This is a genomic window from Novipirellula caenicola, assembly GCF_039545035.1.
GTDB lineage: Bacteria > Planctomycetota > Planctomycetia > Pirellulales > Pirellulaceae > Novipirellula > Novipirellula caenicola.
The window spans coordinates 64,384-81,454 of the sequence record NZ_BAABRO010000003.1; the positions used below are offsets into that span (position 1 = coordinate 64,384).

The window sequence follows — 17,071 nt, forward strand, 5'->3', positions numbered from 1 at the left end:
TTCCTAGTCTCCGCGTAGCGAGTCAAGCAGCGGCATTTTTGCGACTTGACGCACCGCTAACAATCCTGCCAGCAACCCGAAGACGACGATACCAATCACAATCAACAGTGGCTCGATCCAAGGTGGATTTATCCCGCTTAGAATGCCGTAGGGTAAAACTGCGACCATCGCACAAATCGCCCCACAACCGATGCCCACCAACAATAAAATGCTGGTTTCACGCAGCACGATCGCGGATAATCGCCCGCGAGTAAACCCGATCGCTCGCAGCACCGCCAATTCGCTACGCCGCTCCAGCACGCTTCGCAATTGAGCGATCGCCAATCCAACCGTTCCCAATAATAGCCCCAGTGCCCCCAGACTTTGGAACGTACGCAGGTAGGTGTTTTGCACCGCCATCATGCTCGCCAGAATCGAATCGCTTTGCGAAACGTCCATCCCAACATCGCCAAGACGATTTTCCAGCGCCGAGGCAGCCTGGGCCATCTTGTCCGATTCGGCATCGATCAAGAAGTAGCGATAACCACTGAGATTGGAGAACTGCGTTTCAAAATTTGATTCACCGATCAGCAACTTGCCTTGCAGCAGCGTGTTCGATAACAGCCCCACCACTTTCACATACAGCGGTTTGCCTGGTTCGAACTCAAACGCCTTGGTTTCGCCGATCCCCTTCTGCATCTGCAGACTCCACATCGCCGTGTTCAAGTCAATGATCACCGGAATCGGATCTTCTGCGGTGCCGGTGGCCTCGGGCGAAATCAAATCCCAAGGCGATTGGCCTTCGGCAATCGCCGCATGTTTCGCCCATTCAAAGCCGGGTAAACGATCCGGATTCTCCACGAACAGGTTGGTAAACGTGGCGGGAACGCCCAGCACGGTGGGGCTGGTTGCTTGGTACAAGTTGTTGCAACTCGCGTCCTGCCCGGCACGCATTCGCATCGGAGCCACGATTGCATTGGCCATCGCTGCGGCGTCCTTGCCCATCAAGTCTTCGCGGATTTGAGGATTGGCAAAATCGCGGTAAAGCGGTTGGGCGGTTTGTACGACAAGATCGAATCCGCCACTGCCTGCTTCGGTCGGACGCAGCCGAAATGCGGTGATCGCGATAATCAAAAACGCGGCGGTGGCCATCAACCCGATCGTCAGCGTGCTTCGCAGCGGATGCCGTGCGGCGTTCCGCGTCGCGAGCGATCGATACGAGGAAAGCGTGACGACCGCGTCGTTGGATCGTAGGTGTGGCTGTTTCAGTCGACTGTAGACCAGCGTCAATGCGGCGACGAGCAACAGCATGCCGCCGCCCACAAAGCCACCCGCCGCGGCTTGACCGCCCGCCTGGGCTCCCGCCGCCGCGACGGCAACCGCTAGCACGCCGAGCGAAACCGCCGCAATCCGTAACCGAGACACGCCGCGTGATTTTCCTTTTTGTAAGGTCGTGGCCGATTGATCTTGGTCCCTTCCTGTTAACAAACTGCGTGCGTCGACTCTCACGATCGAGCGAACGGTCAATGCCAACGTGGCCATCGCAACAACCCAGCTGACGGTCGAACCGATCAACAAGCTTCGCAGTGTCCAGTGGAACGTCAAAAAGGGAACCGTGACTGCGCCGACCCACCATGATCGAAGCGCCCACAACACAAACATCGCATAGCCGATGCCGGCGATGATCCCCAGGACAACACCGATCGTTGCCACGACCGCTCCTTCGCTCAGCACCAAACGTCCAAGCCGACGCGGGGTCCAACCGATGGCCAGCAGCGTGCCAAGCTGTTTTAGTCGCTGGGTCAGCCCCAGTCGGAACAACATCGCGATCAACATGACTGCCGCCAAAATGACGAAAAAACTGAGCGACAAGAAAAGGGCGTCAAACGGCGTTGTGCCTCGCGATGCGGCAAGTTGTTGCTCGCGGATGCGGTGAATCGACCAACCCAGGTCGTCAAACGAAGGTTCCAGCGAGCTGAGTATCTTGGATCGCAGCTCGGCATCGCTTTCATCATCGGCGATTTGGATGCGAAGTCCCGTCGTGTTTCCAAAGCGGCTGCCAAACAAGCGTTGCCCTTCGGCCAGCGGCAAGAAGGCTTTCGGCGTCAACCGGTAATCGTTCCAGTACTCGTCATCGTCAGACGAGATGTCGCGAGTCAGTTTGAAGGGCAAATCCCAATTGCTGATCGAATCCTGGTCGGTGACGCCCGGGACGGTGGGGGTCAAATCGGGATCGTTGTAAACCGTCGGCGGTTTGTCAAACACCGCTTCGCGGGATCGACGGTACGGTTTCGCCGGCCGGGTGATCGGAACAATGCCGGTCACCACCGCAGAGAAATGTCGCTCAATCTCGTTGCCGTTTTCGACTTCGGGTTCGTAGTAGGCAATCCGCAGCGGCGTGCCGATTTCCGCGTCGAGCTGCTTGGCGGTCCAGTCGTTAATGACCAGTGGCACAATGTTGGTTTCGCCGGTTGCACCTGAGTCGGCTTGCTTGGCGTTGTCGGGCAGCGTGTAGTCCAGCGGCAAGCCCGTCGTGGAATCAATCGCCGTGATTGTGCTGTAGGGCACCGAGGCAATCACCTTGCCGTCCGCATCGACTCGTTCGATGGCATTGGCTAGATAGGTGCAAACCGGTGTCACGCGGTCACGCCCGAGGGCCTTGGTCGTGTGTTCGACGACGGATTCGGGAAGTAGCAGCTGATCGCTGGTCAACGACGCGTACTCGAAAATCGTCGTGCCGTTATCGCTGCTATCCGATTCGCCTGCGTCGACAAACGTCTGTTTGACCTGTTTTAGATTTAGTCCAAGTGATTCGAGGGTGATGTTCAGCGCCGAGCGATCGATGGCTGAATCAAACAGCAACAGGTTCGCCTGGCCCTCACGCTGCAGCGTTTCGGCAACGGTTTCGCGGCGAAGGTAGACGTTCAGCGGAGCCGCTTGGCTGGCGGTGACCGAAAATCGTCCCAAACCGCGATCCGGAATGATGCTCAGCACCTCCATTCGCGGCAATCCTTCGCTTTGGATGTCGCGTCGCCCCAGTGGGCTGTCGGCGGGCACGGCGGCTTCGATCGGCAGTCGCACCGTGACCAAATCCCCCACGTTCACCCCCAACTCGGTCGCAGTCGCCTGGTTCAGCACCACGCCATCATCGCTGGGTAACACGTCTGGACGAACACTCTGCACGCCCAGGTCCCAAAAATTATCGTCGCATCCGATCAACTGCACCGATCCGGCGCGGTGGGTGACGTCGCCTGCGTCGTTTTCGGCTTCGACGATCCCTGCGGGAAAGAAAATCAGCGAGACAGCGTCGGCCGAATCCGTCACGACTTGTTGGCTATCGAAGAAGTGGCCTGGTGCGACCATCGAATCGGTGCGTCCAAGTCGTTCGATCGTCAATTCACGCAGACTGCCCCGCATCGAATCGCCCACCAACAACGCTCCCACGATCACAGCCGTCGCCGTGGCGACCCCGAGAGCGACCGAAGTCGAAATCCGCCACGAATGACGCACCGACGACATCACCATCGTTTTCATGCCAAACGACGTGGTTGGTCGTTGGGTTAGGGACGCTGGGTTCGCTGTTTCCATTGTCATGTTGACCACCAAGAATTCCTCACAATCGGCACAATCGTTCTGTCCATCATGGTGACGGTTGTGCCGTGTTTAGCAATCCCGCCTTGCCGGTTTGAGTGTGGCAATGACAGCAACCGATTCACTTCATCATACGGCCAAACGGATTTGGCTGACGGTATCGCTGGGATTCACTTCGCATGTCATTGACGGTGTGACCCGAGTTAGCCCGGCCCTCGCGAGGGAATCGCGGCGAAAGGAAGAGCTTCGCTTGGCAAATTTGCAAGAAACGAAACGACGTCGGTTGCGATTTGCCCTCAGTCTGCTGGTGATTAGCGGGGGGTGTGTCAGCGTCGACTCCACTCATTCGACATCTTGGGAATCTTCCGAATCAGGGCGGATGGCCACGCGTGATGCACAAACCAAGCACGCGACCGAGACGTCGGTGTTTCAATTGACGAGCCATCCGATTCGTCCCGCCGGGCCAAAAACGACCAAGCCCCGTCGTGTTGCGGAAACGCCCGCCGCTGAAATCGAAAGTCGTCCGCAGCCATCGCCCTCGGGTGTCACGCTGGGCATCCCGCAATCGTATTGGCCTGTGTCGCCGCAGACGCCGATGGCAGGGGCCACTGCCGCGTCAAATGATACGCCAAACACAGCGACAAAAACTCCGGCACCGCTTCCCAAAAAGAAATCGGCTTCATCGACGAATCTTGCCTCGACTCCGCTCGCGGATTCGATGGAACTCGAGCAAACCGGACCGTCGCAGGAACTGCAATTGCCGTCGGTGGAAGCGACTTCGCTGCCAACGGCGTCCCACACCATCGATGGAATGCCGACACGTCCGATCAGCGAAAACGAAATGCTGCACTTGGCATTATCGCAAAGTCCGGTGCTTCGTCCGTTGGGGCTGCGGATTTTGGAATCGCCCGAATCTGCCACCACCATCTACGACCGCAGTATCACCGCGAGCGATCCTTTTTTTGGACCGCAAGCCGCGTTGGCGGCCTTCGACAGCACATTGTCCGCCAGCGCCACGTCTCAGAACAACGACCGTGTATTCAACAATTCGACGCTCGGCGGCGACGTCCAAGAGTTGACGCAAGATTATGCAACGTTTAACGCCGGGATCCAAAAACGGACGCTCACGGGTGCCACCTGGGATCTGACGACCCGCAAGCAATACGATGCCAATAATCGTAGCGCCAATCGCTTCCCCAGTTACTGGGAAACCCAGCTCGAAGCCGGTGTGCGTCAGCCGCTGTTGCGAGGCGCGGGCAAGCAGTTCAATTCGATTGCGGGACCAAATGCCCAACCCGGTTTCAATTTCTCAAAGGGCATCATGGTTGCCCGTTTAAATACTCGCATCACCGAAGCCGATTTTGAAATCGCGGTACGTACGTTCGTACGCGACCTGTACGCGGTGTATTGGGATTTGAAACGGCAGTACCGCAGCTACGAAAGTATCATCGCGGCGCGTGACCTTGCCTATCGAACTTGGCAGAGCGTGTTGGCTCGCAGCCATGCCCAAGTCGATGGGGGCGAGGCAAACAAAGAGGCTCAGGCACGAGCGAAGTACTACCGCTATTGTCGCGAAGCCGAATTGGCCCTCGGCGGCGGCGATTCGGAAACCGGGTTGTTTGCGACCGAGCGGCAGTTGCGGCGAATGGTCGGATTGCCGATTAGCGATGGTCAAATCCTGCATCCGATCGAAGACGGCCCCGAAGCCGAGTTCCATTTCGACTTTGAAAGTGTGTTCAACCAGGCGTTGGCGAATCGGACTGAACTGAAGCGGCAAAGTTTGAAAGTCCAGCAACAGCAGTTGCAGTTGGTGGCATCGAAGAACTTTTTGCTGCCTCAACTGGACATGATCGGTCGCTATCGGCTTCGTGGTTTCGGTGACGAGTTGACGGGGAACGGTCAGCAGCGATTTGGCAGTGCTTATGACGACTTTTTCACCGGCGATCATCAGGAGTGGGAATTCGGGCTCGAGATGGGCGTGACTGCCGGACGCCGACAAGCCCGTGCGGCGGTACGCAATGCGACGCTGTTGTTAGCCAAAGAACGCAATTTGTTGGCCGAACAGCAGCGGACCCTCGAATTTGACATCAAGGATGCAATCGCCGAGGTCGATGCCGCCTACGCTTCGCTGAACTACTCGCGATTGCAATACGAAGCGGCGCAAGATCGTTTGCGGTCCTCGGAAGTGTTGTTTGATTCGGACAAGATTCAAATCGAATTCCTGCTCGATGCTCAAGAAGAGCTGTTGCAAACCGAACGTCAATACGCTGCCGATCTGTCTCGCTACTCGCTAGCGATCGTATCGGTCAGTGCCCAGTCGGGCACGCTATTGGACGACGTTGGTATCCACTTGCACAATGGCAGCACGCAAACCCACGCGATCTACACGCCTGCGGAATAAAGACGATTTTTTGGATCGAAGCCGTGCCGTGTTGCCCGCGAGTCGGCCGCCGGTGGTAGCGGCCGACTTTAGAAATCAGAGCCTGTCTATCTAACTATTTGACAAACTCTTCCAAGCCGGGATGGTCCGCCGGGCGGGGACCAAGTGGCCAGTGGAACTTTCGGTCCGATTCTTTGATCGCGTAGTCATTGATGCTGGCTTCTCGGCGTCGCATCAAGCCATCGTGATCAAATTCCCAGTTTTCATTGCCGTAAGCACGAAACCAGTTTCCAGATTCATCGTGGTACTCATACTGAAACCGAACCGCGATTCGGTTGTCCGTGAATGACCACAATTGTTTGGCCAAACGGTATTGCTGTTCTCGGTCCCACTTTCCTCTCAAGAATTCGACGATCTGAGGACGTCCTTCGACAAACGTCTCGCGGTTCCGCCATTGACTGGTGGGAGAGTAGGCCAACGAAACGCGTTCTGGATGACGCGAGTTCCAAGCATCCTCGGCAGCTCGGACTTTTTGCACCGCCGTTTCACGAGTGAAAGGGGGGCGAATGTCAGTTGGTTTTGACATGTGATCTTCCTCCAACGAGATACTTTGATGTTTGTGGTCCAATCGAACGGTTGATCACGCGGCGCTGCACGTATCGCCGTGGCAGCCGCAGGATGCAGCGGCGTCGATCGGCTCGGCCACCGGGAAATCGATGTCGGTTTCCGCGACGTGATTGAAGTAGTTGGTTAACAGGTTCAGCGCCGTGTTGGCCACGACTTCGGCGATCTCGCCATCGGTCAATCCAGCGCCCTTCGCTGCGGCGACTTCGTCGTCGGAGACCAAGCCTCGTTTTTCCACCAGCAGAGCAGCGAGCTTTAAGATCGCATCGGATTTCGCGTCGGCGGACTTCGCCAATCGGGCGTCATGGATCTGGTCGGTCGTCAGCCCGACCATCTTGCCGATCGCCGTATGGGCGCTCAAGCAATAGTCGCATTGATTGGCTTGCCCGACCGCCAGCGCGATTTGCTCGCGATCCTTGGCCGAGAGTGCTCCGGCGGCCAGCGCACTACTGAATTTCAAATACGCGTCCAAGACAGCCGTCGAGTTGGCCATCGTCGACATCATGTTCGGGATCATGCCCAGTTTGGACTGCACGCCGTTGAGCAGTGCTTTGGCGGGGCCGGTTGCCTTTGCAGGGTCGATGGGGCTGATTCGTGTCATTGCTTCGTTCCTCATATCAGGGTTTTTAAAACTGCAAACAGTGAAAGCCACTGCTCGTCACCGCTTCCTTAGGCACGTTCCGGACCAAACTGCTTTTGAAAGTTGGAAGTCGTTTGCAGTAAACGGGTTGCGTGGATTTGTCGGAGCTGCAGAGGTTTGCGAGATATCGTGGATTCACGAAAAATCGCTTGCGATTCACGAAATGTCGTGTATTTTTTGCGAATGCTCGAAGAAAAGACGCCTCTGATCGATCAGCCCAAAACGCTGCTGTTAGAGTTGGCTCAGCGGCTGCAGGTGGACGATGCGCTAAACTTGATTGTTGATCGCATTGCGGCATCGCCAGCGGTGGCATTGGCGAGGATTTGGCTGATTCGCCCTGGCGCCGGTTGTGAGACCTGTCCGTTGCGTCAGGAGTGTCCCGATCAAACCCGCTGTCTGCACTTGGTAGCCAGCGCCGGTGCCTCGGTAGTGGATCCTCAGCGAAAGTTCTCGCGAACCGACGGTGCGTTTCGGCGTTTTCCGATCGGCGTTCGCAAAGTAGGCCGGATCGCAGCGACCGGCGAACCACTAGAGGTCGGCAATCTTTTAGGCCAACCCGATTGGTTGGTTCATCCGGAATGGGCTAGAGCAGAGGGGATTCGAGGTTTCGGCGGCCAACCGCTGGTCTACCGCGGGGAAGTCCTCGGCGTGCTGGCGGTATTCAGCCGAACCACCATCAATGACGAAGACCTGGATTGGCTGCGTACGATCGCCAATCACGCGGCCGCTTCGATTGCCAATGCGTCGGCATGGGAGGAGATCGAGTCGCTTCGTCGCCGATTGGAAATGGAGAACGACTATTTGCAAGAGGAGGTACGGACGAGAAACGCGTTCGGAGACATGGTGGGCAAAAGTGCGGCGCTGCAAAAGGTTGCCGAGCAAATCGAGTTGGTTGCTCCGACCGATTCAACCGTTCTGATCACCGGTGAAAGTGGGACCGGCAAAGAACTGGTAGCCCGCGAGATTCATCGGCGTTCCTCACGCAGCGAACGGCCGCTTATCAAGGTCAACTGCGCCGCGATCCCTCGCGAGTTGTACGACAGTGAGTTCTTTGGTCACACCAAAGGAAGTTTCACGGGCGCCGTGCGTGATCGAGTCGGCCGTTTCGAATTGGCCGATGCAGGTACGCTGTTCCTCGATGAGATTGGCGAGATACCGCTTGATCTGCAAAGCAAGTTATTGCGAGTGTTGCAGGAAGGTGAACTAGAGCGAATTGGTGAAGAGCAAACACGCCGCGTGAATGTTCGCATCATCGCCGCGACGAATCGAGATTTGAAAAACGAAAGCGATGAAGGCCGGTTCCGCAGTGATCTGTACTATCGACTGAGCGTGTTTCCGATCGAGTTGCCGCCGCTGAGTCAACGCAAAGAGGACATTCCCTTGTTGGCCGAGCATCTGCTCGCACAGCTTGCACGAAAGCTCGGCCGCCCCGTTCCTCGCTTGACCAAGGCGAATGTCCATGATCTGCAGCGTTATGATTGGCCTGGCAATATTCGTGAATTCCAGCATGTTCTCGAGCGAGCCATGATCACATCCCAGGCTGGACGTTTGCGATTCCAGCTCGATCCGGTGCAAGCGGTGAACCGCAAATCAACCACCGAGCAGGCGGGGATCGTCGCGTCACTTGACGACGAGCGTGTCATGACGGCCGCGGAACTACGTCAGTGGGAAGCCGCCAATATTCGCCGCGCGCTAGCGCAATCTAACGGAAAAGTATCAGGAGTCGGTGGAGCCGCCGAGCGGCTTGGGATGAAACCCACGACGCTCGCGTCACGGATCAAGAGTTTAGGGATTCACTGAGAAACGACTGATCGATCACGTCATGTCGTTTGGGACGGTGACTGTACCATCACGGCCAGCCAGCAGGTGAGTCCGAAAATCGATCGTGATCAGCAAGAGTGGGTTATGAGGGTCGTATTGTAATTTGCCATCACCATCATGGTCGGTGTTTGCGTTTGTATCGGCTTCCAGCGGTATTCGCTTCGCTCGACCGCCGGCTAATGTCTGCAACGGCTTCGGCGTAATCGTCGGCGTGAGGGATTAATAGGTCGTGATTCTAGGGGGACACTCTGACTACTTGCTATTCAATGAATCGGTGGACTTGGCTTTCTCAAGCATCTTCAGTTTCGATTCATTGCATTTGTCCACCCAAACCTTGATCGGTTCACCATAGGCGGGGCAAATTCCTGCTTCCTGAAATACCTGCAGCACACGGCGAGTGACAATACTACGAGTATGGAGATTCACAAAGTCTTCACCGTTCCATTTTGAACCATCAACGACCGGGCGATACGCGGGCAGCACGATTGGCAACTCAAAGGTGTCTAGGTCTTTCGCACTAGCAAGAAACGCTTTTTCAGTTCCAAAGTATTTCAGCTTTCCTTTTTGGCATGTTCGGCAGATCCCATAAGGCATCGCACAGTACTCGCACACCATTGCGGAACCGCAAGAAGGGCATTTAGGAATCGTTCCGTTGTATACGACCGCTCGATCCATGGGCAAATCACTGAAGCACAACCCCCAAAGTCGGTGTTGATGCCTGCTATAGGGTTGCGGGTCAAGTGGAGCAACTAGATAGTTGCTAAAGCCGGCCTGCTTCAAAATCTGATTCGACTCACTCGAGATGACATGATAGCCCTCCGGGCAGCTAAAGGCTTTACCGTTGGTACTGCTACGCATGTTGAACTTCCCATTCAGCAATCCACCATAATGATGCCCCTTTTTGCACCTAACGTCTCGATGTACTGTTTCCTCCATCTCAACAAAAATATCCTCGTCACCTTGGACGCTAATCCAAGTGTCATCCCGCTCCGGTTCATCAAAAAAGTCGCCGAACGTCAATGCGTAGAAAATTCCCTCGAGGCAGCTTCCTGAGTGATCGTAATGTACGAAGTCCAAACGATTGCTCCTTTTCATTCTTATCGGACGAATGACTGCATGTGTACTGCTCAGCCGAACAAATCTTGGATGTCCAGTGCAGTGGCACACGGTTGGAGTGGCAGAAGTTGCTCGCCGGGTTTGGCCACGGTGCGGTCTGTGTACTCACCGTTTTTAGGTTCTCGGAAAACATGCACGCAGCGGCCTTGCACGTCCACAATCCAGTACTCGACGATCTTCGCTTCGGCATAAAGTGCAGCCTTCTCGATCAAGTCAGACTTCAGTGTGCTGTCGGAAACTTCAATTGCTAGCTTCACATCCGCCGCCGCTGGATGTTGATCGCGATAGCGACCGGCACGAATCCAAAGCAGGTCCGGTTCAGGACGGCTGTCTAGCTTCGAGATCGTCAAGCCGGTTTGGACCGTTACGCGGATCTGGTCTCTTGGCGCACTGTGAGCAGACCAGTCGGTCAAGTAAATGATGTAGTCATCGTGAGCAGGTCCGGCCGGATTCGTCTCGCGTATCTCCCCGCGAATTAACTCAATCTTGCGATTCAGGTGATCAAACGCTCCACGCTCGACCATGCGGCCGTATTCTTCCACGGTTAAATGCAAACCCGTGCTCATTGGTTGGAACCCTTGGCCGACAAAACGGTTTGACAAAACGTCGGTGTAATTCAAGTGGATTGATTGTACCATCACGGCCATCCAACAGGTTAGTCCGAAAATCGATCGCGATCGGTGAGGGTGGGCTATGATGGCCCAATTACAACTTGCCCTAGCCAGTGATTCAAAATCCATGAACCTGCCCGTTGAATCCGATGCCCCGTCGGAACAGCCCTCTCTCGGCAAACCAAAGACTTCGCTCTTCGGGGTTTTCAAGACGCTAGTTATCGCCTTCGTGGTGGTGGTCTCGCTGTTGAGTTTCCCGAGTGTGCTGCCTTGGATGGTGGCGTTCTGGTTGGTTTGGGCTTCCGTCTTGCTCTTTAGAAATCGGCCAGGTTGGCTTCCGCTGTTGACCTGCTTCGTCATCTTGGCGGTCAAGCTGGTACCACGTACGCCTGCGATGATCGTGCTCGGGTGCGTGATGCTGATTGTGATTGCCATCCGGATTCGCTATCGACATCATCGTCTGTACGACCGACGGTTTGCTGGGTTTTGTGTCGCAGCATTGTGGGGGTGTTGGGGATGGATGTTTTATGAGTTCCACGCAATCGCCAATTCCAGTCGCACACTGGTACTGGACCCTGCTCGGCCCGTGGTCTGTCTGGGCGACAGTTTGACGCAAGGGATGATTCCCGATCGAGGATACCCGGGTGCTTTGGAAGCGATGATTCGCGTGCCGGTTGTGAATCGAGGCTTTTCGGGGATCGCGACGTCACAAGGACTCGGGCAAATGGACCGCGTGCTTGCCGATCATCCTCAGGTGGTCGTGATTGAACTCGGCGGCCACGATTTTTTGAAGGGACACTCGCGAGCGGCAACAAAGGCGAATCTGCTGAAAATGATCCAAACCTGTCGCGATCACGACGCGGAGGTGATTTTGATGGAAATCCCGCGAGGATTTATCTTCGATCCGTTTGCAAGTCTTGAGCGTGAGATCGCCTATGAACAGGATGTCCAGCTCGTGGCGGATACTTGGCTACGGCAAATCGTGGTGATGAGTCCCGTGGCACCGCCGGGGATGTGGATGCCCGGGTTCCAGTTGAGCGATGACGGGATTCATAGTAACCCGGCGGGCAGCAAGGCGATCGCCGTGCGAGTCGCCGAGGCACTGCAAAAAATGGTCGGCGATGACATTCGGGTTAAACCCACACCGAAAAACAGGTGAACTGGGACTGAGTGCCGAAAAAACTTGCCTTGGAAATCGCGATCGACTAACTTCGTCGATTGCGGTTCTATTAAGCAGCGGTCTGGGTTTGACGCTACAATCCACGTCAACCTGACAGCGCCTCTCTTGTCTTCCAACTCCTATTCGTAGTCGCCACCACTCATGACTTCTAATCTTCGAATTGCCTTGCTCAGCTTTGGGCTCTTTTTCTCGGGAACGCTTGCCGCCTCGGCTACCAACGTCGTGTTCGTGATGTCCGACGACCAAGGCTATGGCGATCTGGCGTGCACCGGTAACCCGATCATCAAGACGCCGAACATCGATCAGCTTGCGTCGGAAAGTTCGGGGCTGAGCGATTACCACGTCGCTCCGACCTGCTCCCCCACGCGTTCAGCGCTGTTGACAGGGCACTGGACCAACCGCACTGGGGTTTGGCACACGATCATGGGACGATCGATGCTGCGAGAAAACGAAGTCACGGTGGGCCAGATGTTCAGCGACGCCGGCTATCAAACCGGCATGTTCGGAAAATGGCACCTCGGCGACAACTATCCTTATCGTCCCGAAGATCGCGGATTCACCGAAGTCTATCGCCATGGCGGCGGTGGCATCGGGCAGACGCCGGACGTGTGGGACAACGCCTACTTTGACGGAGCCTATTTTCACAACGGCAAGATCGTTCCGGCCGAAGGCTTTTGCACCGACGTCTTCTTTGATCAGGCGAATGCGTTCATCAGCAAGTGTGCCAAAGAGAAGAAGCCCTTCTTTGCCTACATCGCTACGAACGCGCCTCACGGACCACTGCATTGTCCCCAAAAATACATGGACATGTATCAAGACCAGTCCGACAACATTGCCGCATTCTATGGCATGATCACCAATATCGATGACAATGTTGGCAAGACCCGCAAGTTGATCGAAGAGCTTGGGATCGCTGACGACACGATCTTTGTCTTCACCACCGACAATGGCACGGCCAGCGGGGCGAAGATCTATAACGCGGGGATGAGAGCCGGTAAGGGCAGTCCCTACGACGGCGGGCACCGCGTGCCGTTTTTCCTGCATTGGCCAGCCGGCGGGATCGACAAACAACATGACGTCGATGAGTTGACGCACGCCGTGGACATCGTTCCCACGCTGTTGGAAATGACGGGCGTCAAAAAGCCGGAAAATGTCAAGTTTGATGGCGTTTCCATTGCCTCGCTTCTCGATCCAGCCAAAGACGTCGATTGGCCTGAGCGTTTTGTGATCAGTGATTCGCAGCGAGTTCGCGACCCGATCAAATGGCGAGGTTCGTCAGTGATGTCGCAGAAGTATCGATTGATCAACGGCAAGGAACTCTATGACATCACCGTCGATCCAGGCCAGAAAAACAACATCGCCAAAGACCATCCCGAAGTCGTCGCGACGATGCGAGAGTTCTACGACAAGTGGTGGGATGAATTGAAACCCACGTTCTCTCAAACCACCGAGATCTACCTCGGGCACCCCAATCACCCCGTGGTCAGTATGACCGCTCACGATTGGATTCAAAAAGTCTATCCACCGTGGCATCAAGGTTCGATCCGCGCGGCGGACCGCAAACACCCGAAATCCGACAAGCTCAAGCACGAGGGACACTGGGCGGTGAAGGTGGTTCGTGACGGCAAGTACCAGATCTCGTTGCGGCGTTGGCCTGGTGAGTCGGGAGCATCGATCAACGCGTCGCTACCCGCAGGAGAAAATGTTCCGGGCGCCGCAGAGGCATTTCGCACCACGCCGGGCAGCGCCATCGATGCTACCCACGCGGTCCTGCGTATCGACGACAAGGATCTCGATCGCAAGCCAGTCGATGCGGGTGCCAAGGAAGTCAGCTTCGTTACCGAACTGAAAAAGGGATCGTATCGGTTGGCCCCGGTCTTCGAGATCAGCGAAGGCGAACTCGGCGCCTACTACGTCGTCGTCAAAAGCCTTGATTGACGAGCAGGCCAGTTGATTGACTAGAGGGCTGTTGATTGACTAGAGGGCTGTTGATTGTCAGGGCCGCGATGCGTGAGAGCGCGTCCGGCCTCGAAGCTTTCGAATGGACTCTCTCGTAGTGGGTCTTGCTAAAGATCCTCTCCCCATAAAGGATCTTGCTAAAGATCCTCTGCGTCCGTTGTTGGCTTCGTGTCTCGGGCGAGTTTCGCTACCGGCTACGGCCACCCGTGGCCCGCGGCGTATGCGTCACCGTGTCGAAGGGACGGGCATGGCGATCATCGTCAATCGATCAGGCCTTGGACTGCACGAAACGTTCGCACCACCGCAGTAGCGCTGCGGACGCTTCGCCCTCTTCGCTGACGATGCCATTTGCCCCGGCTCGCCGCATCGCGGCCACGTTGCCCTGATAGCGACATCGGACCAGGATCGTCGAGTCGGTGTTCAGTGCCCTCAGCACCGCGACAATCTCTTTGGCGGCCGCGTCATCGGGAACGCTAACGACTGCCAAGTTGCAGTGGTCTGCGTCAGCCCGTTTCAGGACTTGCGGGTCGCGAGCGTCGCCAGCAACGGTATGGAAACCTTGTTGAGCAAAAAGATGTAAATTGATGGGGCTGAAATCAATCAAGCGAACATCGATCCCCTTCATCTCCAATTGCGAACTAATCTGGCGTCCAATCAGCCCGATGCCGATCACCACCGCATGTCGGCTGGTGTCGTTAATCAAACCGTGGTGGTCGTGATCATCGTGTTCGTACTGATCTTCGCCCGACCAGCGCAGTCCGAACTGGATCAATTGCGGTGTGACGATCAACGTGCCCAACGCGATCAACAACAAGCGGTTGTACGCGATCGGACTAAGCAGCTCCTGTTTCAGTCCTTCGGAAAGCAGTAAGAACGAAAACTCGCCCATTTGGGCTAATCCCATTCCCATGCCGATCGCAGCCTTGGTTCGCAGCCCCACCAAACGCAGCGCCATCGCCGCGGCCGCGCCTTTGATCAGCAGGATCGACAGCACGCCACAGGTGATCAGGAACGGTTCGTCGAAGAATTGACGCGGATTCAAAAGCGTGCCGAGCGTGACAAAGAAGATCGCCGCAAACGTTTCGCGAAACGGTAACACGATGGTGTCAATTTGCTTGCTAAGCCGATTCCCGCTCAGCACAATTCCCGCTGCTAACGCACCGACCGCCGAGGGTAACCCCAAATAGTGGGCAACCCAGCAAACACCGCCCAGCACACAAACGGCAAACAGGACAACCAGTTCCACACTGCGAAGTTGGGCCAATTCCGGCACAATCCAGCGGCGAACGATGTGATAGACCATGCCGACGCTGATCACGAAAATCAGCGATTTTCCGCCGAGCAACGCGTACGCATTCAGCGAAGGTGGCTCGCCGTGATGAGTCAACAGCGGGATCAGCAACATTAGCGGCACTAATGCAACGTCTTGGAAAAGTAGAATTCCAATCGCACGGCGGCCCGATGGTGATGCCGCTTGGCCCCATTCGGCTAACGCCTTGAACACCAACACGGTCGAACTCAGCGCGACCGCGGACGCGGCCAACAACGCCCCATTCACGTTCATCCCCATCGCCATGCAGATCAACGCCAACGGGATCGCGACGAGGGTCATTTGGACGACACCGCCGAGCAAAAAGTAGCGGCTTAGACGTACCAGTTCTTCGAGCGAAAACTCGATCCCAACCGCGAACAATAGTAGCAAAGCACCGAGTTCCGCCAACGCTTCGAGTTCATGGGTTTGCTGTTTTACGAACCCCAACGCGTCTTCGCCGATCACTCCACCGACGACCAAATAGCCGACCAGCATCGAAACACCGATACGTTTGCACACGGCGCCCGCAATCAAGCCGGCGGTCAGCACGAACAGTAAAACGGTGGTGATTGCAGAAATATCGTCCATGGTTTATCGCGAGTGGCGGACAACGTTGGCGGTGAGTGTTACGACGAGATACAATAGACCCGATCTGCGGTTCGTGTTAGTGTGCATCGGATGTCGCCATACGGTTTGTGGATCTTCACATGTGAATATGAAATCCATTTGAAAATGGGGACAACCTGAATGAGTATCGACTTGACAACCCATTATGGCGGATTGAGTTTGCGTTCGCCGGTGGTCATCGGCGCGTGCCCGTTGACGGCGCAAGAGCAGATGCGTGTTGCCATTGATGCGTCGGGGGCCGGAGCGGTGGTGTTGCCATCGTTGTTCGCAGAGCAAGTATTACTGTGGAACCAGAAAAACGGCCAAGCGTTGAGTTCACGTGATACTCAAACGCTCGTGCGAGCGCAACGATTCAAGGTCGATTCCTACTGCAACGATGCCGAAACCTATTTGTCGATCGTGCGGCGAGCACGCCGCCAGACCACGCTGCCGGTGATTGCCAGTCTAAATGGGGACAACGCGAGTCATTGGCTCGATTATGCCGGGGCGTTACAAGAGGCCGGAGCGAGTGCCATCGAGTTGAATTTGCGGCATCCGCCACCAGCAGAGTTTTCGGATGCACGCGAGATCGAGGATTCGCTAGTCAACGCGGTGAAGATCATTCATCAATCGATCTCGATTCCGTTGTTCTTGAAATTGAGTCGCGAATACACCAGTCTCAGCCATTTAGCGGTTCGCTTGTTGTCGGGGATCCAAGGCTTGGTTTTGTTCGGTCGTTCGCCCGAGGTGGATATCTCGCTCGATACGTTGCAGATGAGCACCGATTGGTGTTTGACGCCCAGTGGAAAAATATCGCATCTGCTTGAATCGGTGATGCGAGTGCATGCCTTTTGTCCGGCGATGCCGATCGCGGCGTGTGGTGGTGTCAGCAACGCGACCGATGTGATCAAGGTTCTGTTGGCCGGTGCCGATGTCGCCATGGTTTCGTCGGCGGTCTATCGCGAAGGACCCGATATCGTGCGTTCGATGATCGATGGCTTGGTCGTGTTTATGGAGCGCCACGGCATCCGGTCTCTGCCTGAATTGCAAGCGATTCGGCCGCTGGAATTCAACAGCGAAGAAGAACGTTTGGACTACATGGAAGCGTTGGCGTCACGCGTGCCTCCGTCGCAAAAAAGTGCGGGCCAACGCAAAATGTGCGGCGATCGCTGGGGGCACCTGCAAGCAGAGGACACCATTTCGGCCAATGCGAATCATTAGTCAAACACGCTGAAACCAACGAACTGCCGAC

The 17,071-nt window shown here is 55.9% G+C and carries 12 protein-coding genes; 5 read left to right on the plus strand and 7 right to left on the minus strand.

Annotated elements, in window-relative coordinates; all coding sequences use genetic code 11:
* Positions 1 to 3 precede the first annotated feature (3 nt).
* A complete protein-coding gene (locus ABEA92_RS07760; RefSeq protein ID WP_345683251.1) occupies positions 4 to 3,573 on the minus strand; it encodes an ABC transporter permease in 3,570 nt (1,189 codons plus the stop codon).
* A 103-nt stretch (positions 3,574 to 3,676) separates the two neighbouring features.
* On the opposite strand from ABEA92_RS07760, the gene ABEA92_RS07765 reads away from it, so the two are divergent.
* On the plus strand, positions 3,677 to 5,971 hold the full coding sequence (locus ABEA92_RS07765) for a TolC family protein (protein ID WP_345683252.1): 2,295 nt from the start codon (positions 3,677 to 3,679) through the stop codon (positions 5,969 to 5,971).
* Between the two features lie 94 nt (positions 5,972 to 6,065).
* On the opposite strand, the gene ABEA92_RS07770 is transcribed toward ABEA92_RS07765, so the two are convergent.
* Together ABEA92_RS07770 and ABEA92_RS07775 are read right to left on the minus strand one after the other, a co-directional pair.
* Positions 6,066 to 6,536 carry a nuclear transport factor 2 family protein gene (locus ABEA92_RS07770; RefSeq protein WP_345683253.1) on the minus strand — a complete coding sequence of 157 codons (471 nt, stop codon included), beginning with the start codon at positions 6,534 to 6,536 and terminating at the stop codon, positions 6,066 to 6,068.
* Between the two features lie 54 nt (positions 6,537 to 6,590).
* Positions 6,591 to 7,175: a carboxymuconolactone decarboxylase family protein gene (locus ABEA92_RS07775; protein ID WP_345683254.1), complete on the minus strand. Its 585-nt coding sequence runs from the start codon at positions 7,173 to 7,175 to the stop codon at positions 6,591 to 6,593.
* 222 nt (positions 7,176 to 7,397) lie between these two features.
* Between ABEA92_RS07775 and ABEA92_RS07780 the strand changes: the two genes are divergently transcribed.
* A complete protein-coding gene (locus ABEA92_RS07780) occupies positions 7,398 to 9,014 on the plus strand; it encodes a sigma-54-dependent Fis family transcriptional regulator (protein ID WP_345683636.1) in 1,617 nt (538 codons plus the stop codon).
* A gap of 15 nt (positions 9,015 to 9,029) precedes the next feature.
* On the opposite strand, the gene ABEA92_RS07785 is transcribed toward ABEA92_RS07780, so the two are convergent.
* The 3 genes from ABEA92_RS07785 to ABEA92_RS07795 all read right to left on the minus strand — a co-directional run bounded on the left by ABEA92_RS07785 (position 9,030) and on the right by ABEA92_RS07795 (position 10,789).
* Positions 9,030 to 9,224, minus strand: a complete 195-nt coding sequence (locus tag ABEA92_RS07785) for a hypothetical protein (RefSeq protein WP_345683255.1) — start codon at positions 9,222 to 9,224, stop codon at positions 9,030 to 9,032.
* 63 nt (positions 9,225 to 9,287) lie between these two features.
* Positions 9,288 to 10,055 carry a hypothetical protein gene (locus ABEA92_RS07790; RefSeq protein WP_345683256.1) on the minus strand — a complete coding sequence of 256 codons (768 nt, stop codon included), beginning with the start codon at positions 10,053 to 10,055 and terminating at the stop codon, positions 9,288 to 9,290.
* A gap of 107 nt (positions 10,056 to 10,162) precedes the next feature.
* Positions 10,163 to 10,789: a Uma2 family endonuclease gene (locus tag ABEA92_RS07795; protein ID WP_345683257.1), complete on the minus strand. Its 627-nt coding sequence runs from the start codon at positions 10,787 to 10,789 to the stop codon at positions 10,163 to 10,165.
* A 100-nt stretch (positions 10,790 to 10,889) separates the two neighbouring features.
* Between ABEA92_RS07795 and ABEA92_RS07800 the strand changes: the two genes are divergently transcribed.
* On the plus strand, positions 10,890 to 11,921 hold the full coding sequence (locus tag ABEA92_RS07800; protein ID WP_345683258.1) for a GDSL-type esterase/lipase family protein: 1,032 nt from the start codon (positions 10,890 to 10,892) through the stop codon (positions 11,919 to 11,921).
* A 162-nt stretch (positions 11,922 to 12,083) separates the two neighbouring features.
* Positions 12,084 to 13,880, plus strand: coding sequence for an arylsulfatase (locus tag ABEA92_RS07805; protein ID WP_345683259.1), 1,797 nt, complete (start codon positions 12,084 to 12,086; stop codon positions 13,878 to 13,880).
* A 289-nt stretch (positions 13,881 to 14,169) separates the two neighbouring features.
* Here the strand turns inward: ABEA92_RS07805 and ABEA92_RS07810 are convergent, their stop codons facing one another.
* Entirely contained in the window at positions 14,170 to 15,801 is a 1,632-nt protein-coding gene (locus ABEA92_RS07810; protein ID WP_345683260.1) for a cation:proton antiporter domain-containing protein, read from the minus strand.
* Positions 15,802 to 15,960: 159 nt separating this feature from the next.
* On the opposite strand from ABEA92_RS07810, the gene ABEA92_RS07815 reads away from it, so the two are divergent.
* On the plus strand, positions 15,961 to 17,040 hold the full coding sequence (locus ABEA92_RS07815; protein WP_345683261.1) for a beta/alpha barrel domain-containing protein: 1,080 nt from the start codon (positions 15,961 to 15,963) through the stop codon (positions 17,038 to 17,040).
* The last annotated feature ends 31 nt before the right edge of the window (positions 17,041 to 17,071 follow it).